The organism is Nitrospinota bacterium (assembly GCA_009873635.1).
Lineage (GTDB): Bacteria > Nitrospinota > Nitrospinia > Nitrospinales > VA-1 > LS-NOB.
Genome location: WAHY01000007.1, coordinates 21,922 through 35,194, shown reverse-complemented (window position 1 = coordinate 35,194; position 13,273 = coordinate 21,922). Strand labels below are relative to the sequence as shown.

General features: G+C 42.3%; 14 protein-coding genes and 1 pseudogene (1 of these 15 cut by a window edge). 5 read left to right on the top strand and 10 right to left on the bottom strand.

Features of this window, described 5'->3' with window-relative positions:
• From F3741_06025 to F3741_06015, 3 genes and pseudogenes are all read right to left on the bottom strand, one after another.
• Positions 1-199: pseudogene (locus F3741_06025) on the bottom strand (ribonuclease D); it reaches 1,052 nt to the left of the window's first position.
• A 166-nt stretch (positions 200-365) separates the two neighbouring features.
• A complete protein-coding gene (locus tag F3741_06020; protein ID MZG30357.1) occupies positions 366-557 on the bottom strand; it encodes a hypothetical protein in 192 nt (63 codons plus the stop codon).
• A gap of 442 nt (positions 558-999) precedes the next feature.
• On the bottom strand, positions 1,000-2,322 hold the full coding sequence (locus F3741_06015; protein ID MZG30356.1) for an inositol-3-phosphate synthase: 1,323 nt from the start codon (positions 2,320-2,322) through the stop codon (positions 1,000-1,002).
• Positions 2,323-2,646: 324 nt separating this feature from the next.
• Between F3741_06015 and F3741_06010 the strand changes: the two genes are divergently transcribed.
• Entirely contained in the window at positions 2,647-3,897 is a 1,251-nt protein-coding gene (locus F3741_06010) for a CDP-alcohol phosphatidyltransferase family protein (protein ID MZG30355.1), read from the top strand.
• A gap of 7 nt (positions 3,898-3,904) precedes the next feature.
• Here F3741_06010 and F3741_06005 read toward each other — a convergent pair whose 3' ends face one another.
• From F3741_06005 to F3741_05995, 3 genes are all read right to left on the bottom strand, one after another.
• Positions 3,905-4,621, bottom strand: coding sequence for an NTP transferase domain-containing protein (locus tag F3741_06005; GenBank protein MZG30354.1), 717 nt, complete (start codon positions 4,619-4,621; stop codon positions 3,905-3,907).
• A 64-nt stretch (positions 4,622-4,685) separates the two neighbouring features.
• Positions 4,686-5,693 carry a flippase-like domain-containing protein gene (locus tag F3741_06000; protein MZG30353.1) on the bottom strand — a complete coding sequence of 336 codons (1,008 nt, stop codon included), beginning with the start codon at positions 5,691-5,693 and terminating at the stop codon, positions 4,686-4,688.
• A gap of 5 nt (positions 5,694-5,698) precedes the next feature.
• Positions 5,699-6,403, bottom strand: coding sequence for a CDP-alcohol phosphatidyltransferase family protein (locus F3741_05995; GenBank protein ID MZG30352.1), 705 nt, complete (start codon positions 6,401-6,403; stop codon positions 5,699-5,701).
• 478 nt (positions 6,404-6,881) lie between these two features.
• On the opposite strand from F3741_05995, the gene tsaB reads away from it, so the two are divergent.
• The 3 genes from tsaB to F3741_05980 are packed head-to-tail and all read left to right on the top strand — an operon-like array spanning position 6,882 to position 8,700.
• Positions 6,882-7,562, top strand: a complete 681-nt coding sequence (tsaB, locus tag F3741_05990) for a tRNA (adenosine(37)-N6)-threonylcarbamoyltransferase complex dimerization subunit type 1 TsaB (GenBank protein MZG30351.1) — start codon at positions 6,882-6,884, stop codon at positions 7,560-7,562.
• A gap of 16 nt (positions 7,563-7,578) precedes the next feature.
• Positions 7,579-7,806, top strand: coding sequence for a DUF465 domain-containing protein (locus F3741_05985; GenBank protein ID MZG30350.1), 228 nt, complete (start codon positions 7,579-7,581; stop codon positions 7,804-7,806).
• Positions 7,807-7,839: 33 nt separating this feature from the next.
• Entirely contained in the window at positions 7,840-8,700 is an 861-nt protein-coding gene (locus F3741_05980; GenBank protein ID MZG30349.1) for an HDOD domain-containing protein, read from the top strand.
• Here F3741_05980 and F3741_05975 read toward each other — a convergent pair.
• From F3741_05975 to F3741_05965, 3 genes are all read right to left on the bottom strand, one after another.
• Positions 8,665-9,936, bottom strand: coding sequence for an NAD(P)/FAD-dependent oxidoreductase (locus F3741_05975; GenBank protein ID MZG30348.1), 1,272 nt, complete (start codon positions 9,934-9,936; stop codon positions 8,665-8,667). The genes F3741_05980 and F3741_05975 overlap by 36 nt on opposite strands.
• Complete coding sequence (locus F3741_05970) at positions 9,933-10,649, bottom strand: methyltransferase domain-containing protein (protein ID MZG30347.1); 717 nt, start codon at positions 10,647-10,649, stop codon at positions 9,933-9,935. Before F3741_05970 ends, F3741_05975 begins: the two co-directional genes overlap by 4 nt.
• 108 nt (positions 10,650-10,757) lie before the next feature.
• Positions 10,758-11,153 (bottom strand): FxsA family protein, encoded by a 396-nt coding sequence (locus tag F3741_05965; protein ID MZG30346.1) that lies wholly within the window; start codon positions 11,151-11,153, stop codon positions 10,758-10,760.
• 538 nt (positions 11,154-11,691) lie between these two features.
• Between F3741_05965 and F3741_05960 the strand changes: the two genes are divergently transcribed.
• Positions 11,692-12,249, top strand: a complete 558-nt coding sequence (locus tag F3741_05960) for a hypothetical protein (GenBank protein ID MZG30345.1) — start codon at positions 11,692-11,694, stop codon at positions 12,247-12,249.
• 132 nt (positions 12,250-12,381) lie between these two features.
• On the opposite strand, the gene F3741_05955 is transcribed toward F3741_05960, so the two are convergent.
• A complete protein-coding gene (locus F3741_05955; protein MZG30344.1) occupies positions 12,382-13,245 on the bottom strand; it encodes a hypothetical protein in 864 nt (287 codons plus the stop codon).
• Between the last annotated feature and the right edge of the window lie 28 nt (positions 13,246-13,273).

Genomic DNA, 13,273 nt, shown 5'->3' with positions numbered 1-13,273 from the left:
GCAAATCCAATAATGGCGATAAATCAGAAAGCATTATTGGATCAATGGCCGCGAAATGTTTTCCCGCGCCCACTTGAATCAGCCCGACACGGTGGAAATAGGTTCTTTCCCGCACAAATTCAGTGTCTACTGCCACGACTTCAGCAGACCCAATATTTTTGCAAAATTCATTCAACTGGTCTGCAGACGTAATATACATAAATCAACTCTTATATCGAGATTCAACCCCTCATAACCCTAGATCAGAGAAAATACGGGAAATAAAAAAATAATACAGGAAAGCTCTCTTTTAAGGCATAAAAAATGGCATAGAGCATAAGCTCCATGCCATAAATCTTTTTATTAATCTTCTAAAACATTTTTAATCAACGATCTTCAAGTTGATATTCATCCTTGACAATCTTTTTGCTGTCCCAATCTGAGGATGAATTGTCCTTATCACCAAAGTCGATTAAATTCTGGTCACCGTTTTTCCAAAATCGGTTGCTTAACTTTTTAGGGGATAAAACTTTTTTCAGTTCTCCTTTGGCGTCGAAAATCCTGACTTCGTAGAACATAACGCGCCCTGCCTCCAAAAAAAAGTCATTGATGCCTTATTTTTTGGCAGCTTTTCTCCTAAATGATAAACCAAAAAATAAGATTTACCCTGCAACTAACATTCACCATAAGGCTAACCGCAAACGATGTCAAGAAAATAAAGCTAATTTTTTCAATGGCTAAATAAAATTCCCCCTAATGCCCTTCAGATTTACTCTTTAGACTTAGTGGAAATAAACACAAAATATCTTTGATAAAAATTAAATTTGATAAGAGTTTTTTGAAGGAAAAATTAAGAATACTCCGAAAAAACAAGGACAGAGAAAGCACGATTACTACCAAATAGCAGTTTTTTTGATAAAAGCCACTAAGCTATTGAAGGATTGTTAGTTCCCTGGCTTTGAGATAATTTGCCAAGCTGAAAGCAAGAAGAGCCAATATTGACAAGCCAATTAAACCAGCTCAACCCTTGTTTTCGTAATAATCTAAACCTGAGTGGTCAATCACCTTCTCACCCATGATGATTCGCAAAGTATTTCTTAGTTTCTCATCCTGGTCGAATAGCGAGTTTACCGGTTTGAGGTCCGGCCTGCACTGAGGAGATTTAAAATAAAACGAAAGCCATTCCTGGACGCCTCTCATTCCAGCCCTTTGGGCCAGATCCAGAAACAAGACCAGATCGAGAACTACAGGGGCAGCTAAAATTGAATCGCGACAGAGAAAATTAATTTTCAATTGCATTTTTTGCCCCAACCAACCCTGGATATCTATATTATCCCATCCTTCCTTGGCATCCCCTCTTGGCGGATAGTATTCAATACGAATTTTATGGTAGTAATCACCATAAAGGTCCGGATAAAGATCATCCTGCAAGATACTTTCCAGAACCGATCCTTTACTCACCTCTTTAGACCTGAATGAATCAGGGTCATCGAGCACTTCCCCGTCGCGGTTACCTAGTATGTTACTGGAAAACCATCCATCAAGCCCCAGCATCCTGGATTTGAGACCTGGAGCTACTATTGTCTTCATCAAAGTTTGGCCTGTTTTAAAATCTTTGCCTCCTATAGGCGTTTTGTTTTTGATCGATAATTCGATCAGTGCCGGAACATCTACAGTGAGGTTTGGAGAACCGTTGGCAAAGGGAACTCCCATTTTCAGAGCCGCATAAGCATAAATCATTGAAGGCGGAATCAAATCAAGATCATTTTCCAATGCCGACTCAAACGATTCCAAAGTTTGAAACGCTTCATGATCCATACAGTCCTGATAAGCTTCTGTCGAACCACACCAGCACATCACCAGTCGCTCCAAACTTTTTTCCTTTTTAAAGGTTTCAATATCCTGCATCAAAAGTTTGGCCAGCTCCATTTTATTAGGAGCACTCTTTATATTTGTTCCGGTCAGGTTTTTCACAAAAGTGGGGTCAAACACAGCAGCCCAAGGTTTGATAGCCTCAAGCTGTTCCTTTACCAGATCAAGTTCCTGCTTTTCAATCACCCCACAAGCCAGGGCCGCCTGATAGCAGTTATCGTCATAAATATCCCATCCCCCAAATTCAATATCTTCCAGGTCTGCAAGAGGGACAAAATCCTTAATCAAGGGATACCGTGGGTTATCCCTTTTACCCAAACGTATTCGCGACATTTGTGTTACCGATCCAATGGGTTTAGCATGCCCCGAATTTACCAGGAAGACTCCCGCTATAAGAGTCGAACTAACCGCTCCCATTCCTGGCAACAAAACACCCAGCTTGCCTTTTGAAGGCGCGATTTCTTTCGCCATGCCGCTATATGAATCACCAGCCTCATTCATTAAAGTCTATCTCCAAATTTGTTAAGACCGCACTCTAGTAGTTGCAAACAGGTTCAATTGGAAAGCCGTTCTAGCAAGAAGTAAGGTACAATCGTGGAAAATTTGCTAATTCTGCGTGAGAATAACATCCTACACTCTTATTGGATAGTTTTATTTTCCAATATTGGATTATTAGAAAAAACTGAATATCCTTTTAATACAAGGCCTAAAGCAAACTCTTCTAAATCAGATAATCACCATATATAATTAACCGCATATAATTAATTCAAAAAAGTTTTAACCGCCAACTGTCTCATGAACGAACACACAAACTCTTCATTAACCAAGACCCCATATCATAAGGAGTGCGCAGTTCTTCGCTTACCGTCCCCACCAGACCCCTGGAAAGCTACAGAGTGGTATGGATCTACCATAGCAGGAGTCCCCTTTCTTTTAAGAAACATTCTGACTCTTCAGCGATGCGGACTGCATGACATCATCGTATATATGGACACGCAAGACCTAAAATCTTTAGAGATTCTTGTTGGGCAAGATTTTCGCATTACCTCTAATGTTCATTGGGTTTCTAATCCCGAAAAATTAAAAGAAACATTAAAAAACCTGAAAAGCAGGGTTCTTCTTTTTAATGGGTCAGCACTTCATGATAAAAAAGAAGTAAATTCTGTATTAGATAAAACGGGGACGAAAAACTCAAAAAGCCCTGAAAGCTTGGACCTCAACCATGAGCAACTAGAGTCATTGGTCGACAAAATTCAAACAAATGCCAAAGCAGAACACGAGCATTTCACAGAAGACCAACAAACATTTTTATCCATACCCGGCCCTGTAAAAGACCATATTTTGGAGCATAATGATTTTAACATTTTACACGAACAACTGCTTAAAGGTTCTGGTCAAAACCATGACAGCACAATAACCAGACTTTTGTCTCGCCCGGTGTCCAGAAAACTCAGCCGATTTTTTTTAAACACGCCTATCAGCCCCAACCAAATTACGCTATTGAGTTTTGTGATGGGATTATTAGCAGCCTTTTGCTTTTTTCAAGGAACTTACCAGGCGAATGTGTACGGAGGTATATTGCTGGTCTTTTCGACCTGGGTGGATGGAGTAGATGGAGAAATAGCCAGGCTTAAATTCATGGAGTCCGAATTAGGTGGCAAGCTGGACATTCTTTGCGACAACATTGTTCACTTCTTAGTGTTTGGGGCTATTGGGTGGGGAATGAGCAAAGCAACAGGCGAACAATTGTATATATACTTAGGGATATTGGCCGCATTTGCCAGCCTTACCTCATTTTTTCTTCTGGGATCATCTATTGTCAACAAAAGTTCAAGCGATTTTAAACCATCTTCAAAATCACAGCCCTCATTAGCTGACAAACTTGCCAACCGGGATTTCATCCATTTTCTTATGCTCACAACAGTTTTCGATTTGGTACATATATTTATATCCATCGCCGCGTTTGGCGCGACAATTTTCGCCACCTATCTGATTTATATTCGCTCCATGGAGCTATATTCGGTTAAATGTCCCGAGCGCTCCTGAAATATTTTCAGGAATTATTGTTCAAATAGTTTTCTGCCTTCCTGTACCGCTCGGGATCATCAATATCTATCCAGAACAGACCATCAATCGACATAACACGAACCTTTTCATCCTTCGCCAAAACGCGGATACCCCCTGATAATGAGTCATCACCGGAGACTCGCACAGATTCCTCAAGCGCAGAAAATAAAGCTGGCGTACAAAGGAATATTCCAGTATCAAAACAGTTATACCCATCTATTCCCTTCCCAATATTCTGAATCAACCCTTTATCCTCCATAACTCGAGTCACATCATCCAAATCAACCATAGGGTTTTTTAAATTATGATCAACAGCAAGGACAACCTCATCTCCAGCCAGGGAATGATCAATCATTTTTCGGGTAATATCAGGGTCAAAAAGATGATCTCCCATTAACAGTAAAAAAGGTTCACTCAAAAACTCTTTCGCTTTGAGTACAGACAGCCCATTGGCCTTCTCCCATTCAGGATTATCTATCACAGTTATAGGAACATTAATTTTACCAGCCAATCCTTCAAGAAATGATCGGACCTGCTCACCACGATACCCCACCACTGCATAAAACCCATCCACCCCGGATTCTAAAGCTGCACGAATGACCCGTTCAACAAGAGGAACATCCAATATAGAAGTCAGTGGTTTACTGTCCGAAAGAGATTTTAACCGGCTACCCTTTCCAGCTATAATTAATAAACATTTCATGTAATCAATTACCTTAGTTCAAGCAAATTAATAATTCCCCATCATAATCAAAAATACAAAATCTTCAATCCAAGTCTTTCTGAGCAGCTTCTGCAAGATCAAAGGGTTTTTGTGAATATTCAAGACCTAAAATGAATCCCCATCCCAGCCAGACAAATTCCCGGACACGCCTCATCAATGCAGCGGCAACACCTAACGCTGTCTGCCCCGCTATTGCTTCCGTTGCAACCATAAAAGCCGCTTCCTGACTGCCCAATGTAGCAGGTATAAAAAATGTCCCCGCCCTGACCAATTCAACAAGTGTTTCCAGGATTATTGCCTCAACAATTGTAATAGGGTTACCCAAAAAATAAAAAATGACAAATATTTCCAAGGCACCTAAATACCAATTGATGAGATTAAAAAATGCTGCCAAAAGAAAACGACTTCTATCACGGGTATAAAACTGAACCAGCCTCTCATCCATATCGTGAATATGATGGATGAACTTATCCAACCATTGCCCAAACTTTTTCTGGCTAAGCCAAGTTCCCGTTAACGAAGTGATCTTGAAACGTTGGACAAGGAAGAACAAAAAAATACCTATAGCGATCGCACTTAAACCAAAGACTGCGAAATAATGGAAACTTCCCGGCAGGTTAGAATCAAGCAGAATAAGGAAAACACCCGTGGCCATAAATAAAACCATGGAGATCAAATGAGTGGATTCCGCAAGAATCAGTGATGCAGCGCCTTCCCTGTACTGAATTCCATAATAATGTTTAAGAACAAAACCTTTTATTGGCGCTCCCCCAAAAGCACTGAAAGGCAACATTTTTCCGAAAGCCGCGCCTACCATGCGTACTTTCCAGAGATCATACAACCATTTTTTAGTGCACTGTGTACTGGGTAAAGTAATCTGCCATGCAAATGTATCCACAATAAATGCAGCTTTATAAACGGCCAACACAACAAGAATGCCCCACCCAATTTTATTTAACTGAGACCAAACCAATGGAAGATCTGTATGGCTTAACACAAATCCAAGCAGACCTATACCTACCAACAAATATAAAATCTTTAATGGTTTCATGGCTGTTAAACGTGCCAGCGCCGGGCACTACGGGTGAATTGCAGGCACCAATAGGCCTGGGCACCAACAGCAGCAGGGGGAAGAAGAAACCAAAGCACTCCTCCCACACTTAAAAGCAATACGATGAAACAAAAGTCACTGCGTACTACACGTGCATTCAATACAAACCTATCCATATCCGTATCATCATCTTTTCTCATTGTTTCTTCTTCGGGCAGCTGGCTGGCATGGGGCTGGGTTTTGTTCTGATAAAGTTCTAAACCATAATTAATGGTGCCCCCCAGACCCGCCACAATACCCGTCCACAGCCACCATTCCTGCCCCATCGCAATTGTCGCCCCCCAACCCAGACAAATAAAGAAAACAGTGTGGACAGCCCAATCAACAAACGTGTCGTATCTCATACCAAAATGGCTGCACATATTTTTTAAGCGGGCAACTTCTCCGTCACAATTATCGAGCACATAACAGATAAACAAAAAAAATGCGCCTGCAAGGGTAGAGCTATAGGTCCCTGCCAATAATGCCGCCCCAGAGGCCAGGCCAAACAATAAAGACAATGTGGTAACCTGATTAGGCGTGATTGATGTTCGTATCAAAAGCCGGGTAAGGTGACAGGAGAAATGCCGTATTAATGGCAGCCAAGCCCTGGGCGCATTGAATGTTTGTTCAGACGGGTTTTTAAAAAATTCAGAATTAATAACTGCTATCCGGTTGGAATTATTTAAAAGTCAAGAATTGTTAAATCTAAGAGGCTGATCAATATCCTTCCATAGCCAAAAAATAAGTTTTACACCATGCAGGCTTGTCAAACCTTACTTTCAAGCTACTGTTATTGCAATGAAAAACTCTTATCAACCATCTGCCATAACAGATTTTTTCAAACCAATCCATCTCTACCCATCCGAGTCTCATGTATTATCACCCATGATCTGTAAAGCGCTAATTAATGTAAATTTTTCAAATACTTGATAACACTCTATAGTTCGATCCCCAGTCTCGTCAGATCCGCAACCCTATGAATCTTAAGGGAAAATACCAGAATAAATCTAATCGATGTTGACGCTTTAAAAACCCCCTTTACCATTGACTTTCCCTAACCTATCCCCTATCTTTACACTAAACTTTCTGGAGTTGTCCAATGCTCCTTTCCTTACAATTCCAACATAATTTCCCAAATGTGAAGCAATGATTATATTGGGTATTGATGCCTCAACACCTAAAGGAAGTGTAGCTCTTCTTGATGGTGAACGCATTATTTCTGAGTCATTGAGTTCTTCTATGTACTCAGATCAGTTTCTTATTATGGTGGATGAAGTTTTGGAAAAGTTAGAGGGCGGGTTGGAAAAAGTGGACGCCTTCTGCGTCACAACCGGTCCCGGTTCATTCACAGGTCTTCGAGTTGGAGTCAGCTTGATAAAAGGTATGGTTTTAGCTACAGAAAAGCCTTTTTGGGGAATTAATACTTTGGAAGCATATGCGAATATGGTCGAACCTGCTTCCCATCCGATCTGCCCGATTCTGGATGCCAGAAAGAAAGAAGTATATACAGCAGGCTTCAAATATACAGAAGGATACTTATCCAGAGAAACCCCAGACCGGGCTGTCTCTGCAGAGGAATTATGCTCCACAATTAAAGAACCAACTATTTTTTTAGGCGGAGGACTGGAAACTTATAAAGAGATCCTTTCTTGTCAATTGGGCGACAAGTTTCTAAATAAAACTCAGGTCAAAAACCAGTCTATCGCCGCAAGTGCGGCTCAAATTGCGTTCAACCAATCCAACAATAAGCCCTGCTTTGACCTAGATGCATTGACCATTCATTACGTCAGAAAATCAGAAGCAGAATTAAACCGAAACTTTTTTTAACAGGAGGTTGTCAAGCATGGACATTAATCCAGCTTTGCTTGAAAAACTCAAACAGGAAAATCCAGAATTTCGCGAGCTTTATGAAGAACACACCCTTCTAAAAATTAAAGTTGATGCTCTTAATAAAGCGAAGATCATCACCCCAGAACAAGAGGTTGAAAAGAAAAAACACCAGAAGCAAAAATTAAACCTCAAGGATCGTATGGAAAAGATTTTAAGTCTCTATGAGGAATCAAAAGGCTAATCATTTGTCACTCTAAATATTTGCGATAACCTCATGAGAGAAAAGCTGATCGATCTGATTGAAGGAAAGGGTGACCTTCCCCCTCTTCCCGAAATCCTGAAGAATCTGGGAAGGAAGATCAATGACCCTGAATGCGATATCCTGGAGGTCTCTGGCATTATCGAATCAGAACCCGTATTGTCTGGTCGACTGATCACACTTGCAAACAGCGTCCTGTTTGGAGGAGGACGTGAAGATGTAGAAGACATGAATGACGCGGTCATGAGGCTGGGTGTGAAAATGGTTCTGGACATGGCATACACCGTAAAACTGCCGGGGTTATTCAACAAATCGAAAAGTTTCAATCAGTTCGACTTCTGGACTCATTCGTTGGGAGTCGCCTACCTCACCCGTTCACTGGCACATATGGTTAAGGTATCCCATGAAGAAATCGAATTCGCTTACCTCTGCGGCTTGATGCACGATGTTGGAATTGTTGTCTTTGACCATCTGATTCCGGAAAAATATAACCAGTTTCTCGAACAAATAGAATCTTCCAAATTAACCCTTGCAGAAAATGAAGAGGGGACTTTCGGAATCACTCATGCCGAACTTGGAGCACGGTTTATCGAAAAATGGTGGCCGGTTTCACCCGGTCTGGTTGAAGGCATTCGCATACATCACGACAAACCTGACAGCAATGCAAATGTAAAAAATGTTGCCAACCTTCTCACTACTGCCAACCTGCTTGCTAATCAGAATGGATTTGCCAATGGTATTGTCCCTGAAGACACGGCACTCCTCGAATACGGTGTTCTCGATAAGCTGGAGTTGGGTTCCGATGAGTTGGAAATCCTCATCGAAAATACTAAAGAAGGACTAGATGCCGCCCAAGCTATCCCTAGAGGTAACTAACTCTATTAACTTTGGTTTTCTTTTCAAGGTGCCAGCCAGCAGCTGAGATAAAAACCTCAAACCAACCACTTTTCTGGCAGGAAGAATGTCTCCAATAACCCCTACCAGAGTTTCAGCAAGCGCATGGTCTAAAGCAAGCACTCCAAAAACCCGGTCGCAAAAAAAACGATTATATATCAACATCTGAAGAATACGGCTCAATAGAAACTTATCCCCGAACTCCATTTGCCGTCGTCTGTCATAAAACGAAAGAAGGTTTCTGGAAAAATCCGAACGTTTAAATCCATTATGAATCGCCTCTCCCGCAAGCTGAGCACTTCTCAATGACAAATAAATACCTTCGCCCGTAAATGGATCAATAAAACCTGTCGCATCTCCAATCAGAACCAGCCCCCCACAAGGTACTGGCTTGACTGCAAACGCCAAAGACTCAACAGAGCGCACAGGCTCAATCCTTTCACCCTTTGAAAGCATTTCAAAACGCCGTGCATTTTTCTTTAATATGCGATGATAAAAAGGTTCAGGGTTTTCGTCTCCAATCGCTGAGCTATCCACCACAAGCACCACATTGGAACAGCCGTTTCCCACAGCAGATATACCCGTATAGCCAGGGTGACTGACATGCATATAGCAATAATCATCAGGCAAACACACTCCCTGCCAGTGCGCAGAAAAAGCAAGTTTAGTACTACCACTAGGTTCGCGTTTCAAACCGAATTTGCGAAGAGAAACTGCATTACGCCCTCCCGCATCTACCACCAATTTACAGTTTATTGAAAACGATGTTTTAGTTTCATCCCATCCTTCAACTCCCGCAACACAACCTTCAGCGAACAAAAACCCTGTCACCTTATGTTGCTCAAATACTTTCACACCCGATTTCTGAACCTGCCTTAAAAACAAATCATCCAATCGATATCTAGGCACTGACAAACTGGTCGGCCTCAAACCAGTTTCCGCAACAGCAGGATATTCGATTCCCAATTCTTCACTTTCATAAGAAGAGATCGCCACACCTTTCAGGCGTTTCGGCATCAATGCCTCAATGGCATCAAGAACACCCAGTTCAGAAAGAATGGGGTCGGCACCCGGACTTATAAACTCACCACATACCTTGTCACGTGGAAATTTTGCCTGATCACAAAGAGCAACACTATAACCACGGCGGTTGAGGTCTAACGCCATGGCGCACCCCGCAGGACCACCGCCTATGACAACAACATCAAAGGAATTCATCTTTTTCGCCCAATCAAAGCAATGCGGTAAGGAAAATGACGGTGGATCTCATAAGGTTCTACTCCTGCCTGTTGAGACAATTCTTGAAATTCTTTTGGGGTAAACGCATTCATCACCGAAACTGGCGCATCATATCGAGTCAACCTGTTGCGGGTAAAAATCCTCGTCAACAAATATATTGCCGCATGTGCTATACGGCTCCTGTGTAAATCGTTCACGACCATGCCCAGTCTCGCGGCTTTATAAATCGACCGTAAAATCTTCACCGCCTTCTCCCAGCTAAAATGATGGAGAGATAAAGAATTAACCGTCAGGTCAAAACTCTCATCCTGAAATGGTAGCGAAAGAATGTCGCATTGCACCAGTTTAATTTCAGGATACAAGGCCACTTCTTCTTTCGCGAATCTCAGCATTTTGGCATTGATATCAATAGCGGTTATATGTATGGAAATACCCAGACGGCGCGCCAGCTTCACCAGTGCCACAGGTTGATCGGCAGAACCTGTAGCCGCGTCCAACACCCTGAACGGACGATCAGGTTTGTGGGATTTCAGGAATGGTTCTACATGGTGGAGAAGAACCCGATAACCGCTCAAATAGCGGTTGACCGTAGCAACATCCTTTAAACTGTCACGGACCTCCTCATAGGGGGCTTCATCAAGATCCAGCAGCTCATCCCGGAGGTTTCGTGGAGGAAATAGAAACGAACTCATTTTAAGGAGAACCTGAAAAATGCAAGGGTTTAAGAGTGAGCTTCTAAAGCCGAGACAACTTTTTGTAAGAAATTAAAAAAATATGCTGGTTGGCCGCACGCCCAGTGCTTAATCCTTAAAAAAGAAGTAGGGTTGACCCGATTGAATTCTATCCCTTGTGATATCCGCGGCAAGCTTTATGAACATACCGCGAGTGAGCGGAGTCATGATCAAAAGGCCAATTACGTCTGTCACCACACCCGGTGTAATAAGAAGCATGCTGGCAATCCCCATTACCGCACCGTTCAGAGCCTCGTTACCGGGAATTTCTCTTGACTTCAACTGCCTCTGCATTTTTTCAAAGACCTCAGCACCATAACTGCGGCTGACAACGATTCCCACCAGAAAAGTGAACATGATTAACGATACCGTGTTGAGAATACTGATCGCATCACTCACATATTTCAAACCATAAAGTTCAATCCCTGTGCCCAGGGCAAATACAGCTGTAACGGGTAAAGACATTAAAAGTTCCTGATTATGAAATTAAACAATCTATTCAAAAGTATTCACCATAGCACGTCACCTGTCCGCTCGGGAAGCAAAAACGCATTATCCCCAAATTTCAAATCATATTCACGACTTTCGATATAGCAAATTATCCATTAGGTAAAGGGAAAGGTTTTCGGGTCCAATACGAATAACAAACTGGAATAAAAAGATCTGGTAACGCATTTTCCGTCTATTGTTTTAGCAATGATTCATTTCTAACATCTGCTATTGCTATCTTTTTTATCAATTTTTGTCTATAATTTTATTGAGATAAACTTCTCGATAGTGGAGGATCGGGATGAAACGTTTTATACAGACAGGGATAGTTATCAGTGCCGGATTTGTGCTATGGCAGGTGTCTGCCGATGCGCGATTTCTGGACTTGAAAGAACAGAAACAATAGCCTGTTCCTGAACTTGTTCCCACACCCGCTCCGACTATTCCGCCCAATCCCGTTTACAAATCCAAAACAGAGCCAGAAGGAATCAGCCTCCAGTTTGAAGACCTGACCTTGTTGGACGTGTTAAAAAATATTCAGGATGAAACCGGTATTTTATTTTCTGTTGATCCTTCTCTTGAGACGGTTCCATTCAGTGCCCGCATTCAGGCTGATGACTGGGAAACGGCTGTACGCAAACTTTTAAAAGGATTCAGTCGGGTAGAAGTCTGGACAGATGATCTGGCAACCAGCAGGATCTGGCTTTTATCAGGTGGAAGGCATGTCGAGGAGGAAGCACAAACAGCACGGGCACCTCGGCAAAAAAGAGCGAGTGTTCAACGTCAATCGCGCCTCCGTTCAGCTCCGGCTCCTGCACCAACAGCCGCTCCAGAAGCGGTAGCCAATTTTAAAATGCGGATTGAAAATCTCCCGCCGCATATTCTATTTGAGCCCGGGGTATTGACCTTTTTCAAGTCTAAAGGAATCGCACTTCCTGAAAACGTGAAGAGAATGTTCGGCCCCAACCTTGAAGGATTGCCAGCCAATATGCCAATTTCCCCGAACATCTTGAACGACCCGACCTTCAAGGGCTTTTTGCAAAGTCAGGGCATTCAACCTCCAAAAAGTTAGTCAATAACCGCACGCCTTATATAGCATCCTCTTTCTTTCAATGAATGGCAGAACAGGCCGTTACCTCTTAAAGCTTCTGGTCGCTCCGTCATTCTGATGAAAATCTGGAATCCCGGCTCCAACAACCTGATCCTACTCCTTAATTTTCTTTAAGAAGTCGATAACCCGATCAAGTCTTTGTTGTGTGACAAACTGTTCTAAATCCTGTTTATCTGCATTATCTTTGTGATGGAAATTTTTAAAATCGATGATAAACCTTTTTTGGTCGGACTCATTTGCAAACTTGTAAGCTTCCAATAACCGTGCACCTTTGTTACCGCCCCTGCCTTTCAATGAGTGGCAGAACAGGCAATTGTCTTTGAAAACCATTAGCCCTTCCCGCGCAATTATGGAAAACCCTGCTGCTTTATCCAGGGGCGCGTAATAATCATTGAGCCGAACAAATTTCAACTCGCGAACATTCGCCGTCATGAATCGCTCCTGAAAAGGAGGTCGTTTTCCATCAGGCACCAGGATGAGTAAAGGATTCAACCAGGAAGGTTTTGCACCTGAGTACTGTATTCTTGTGGCCAACTGCAAATCGTATCGGTAAATATCTTCAATAGATAAAATTCCTTGATAGTCATCAAAGCAATTCAAGAGCACTGAGTCCTCTCCACGTCTCAAGGCAAACTTCTTTAACAAGCGGGAAAAGGAAATGGTTGAAAACCGTGAATCCTTTGAATGCATGGCCCGGTCAAAATATTCACTGGAGATTTCACGTACTCCCTGAGATTCCAGCTTTTGCCGGGTCCAAATTTCCGAGTGGTTCCGACCTGCTGAATCAGCATGAGTGATTCTGAAAACCTGTTGTTCCCTTACTTCTGTTTTTTCAGGTACCGATGAGCAGGCAGAAACACAAAATAAGGCCAGGAGGACCAGAAACCCGCCAATTATATATTTTGACATGGAGCGATTCGACCGCACCATCCTTTTTCCGTAAAATATTTGTTTCATTGGAAGAAACCTTCTATGATAGGTAGAA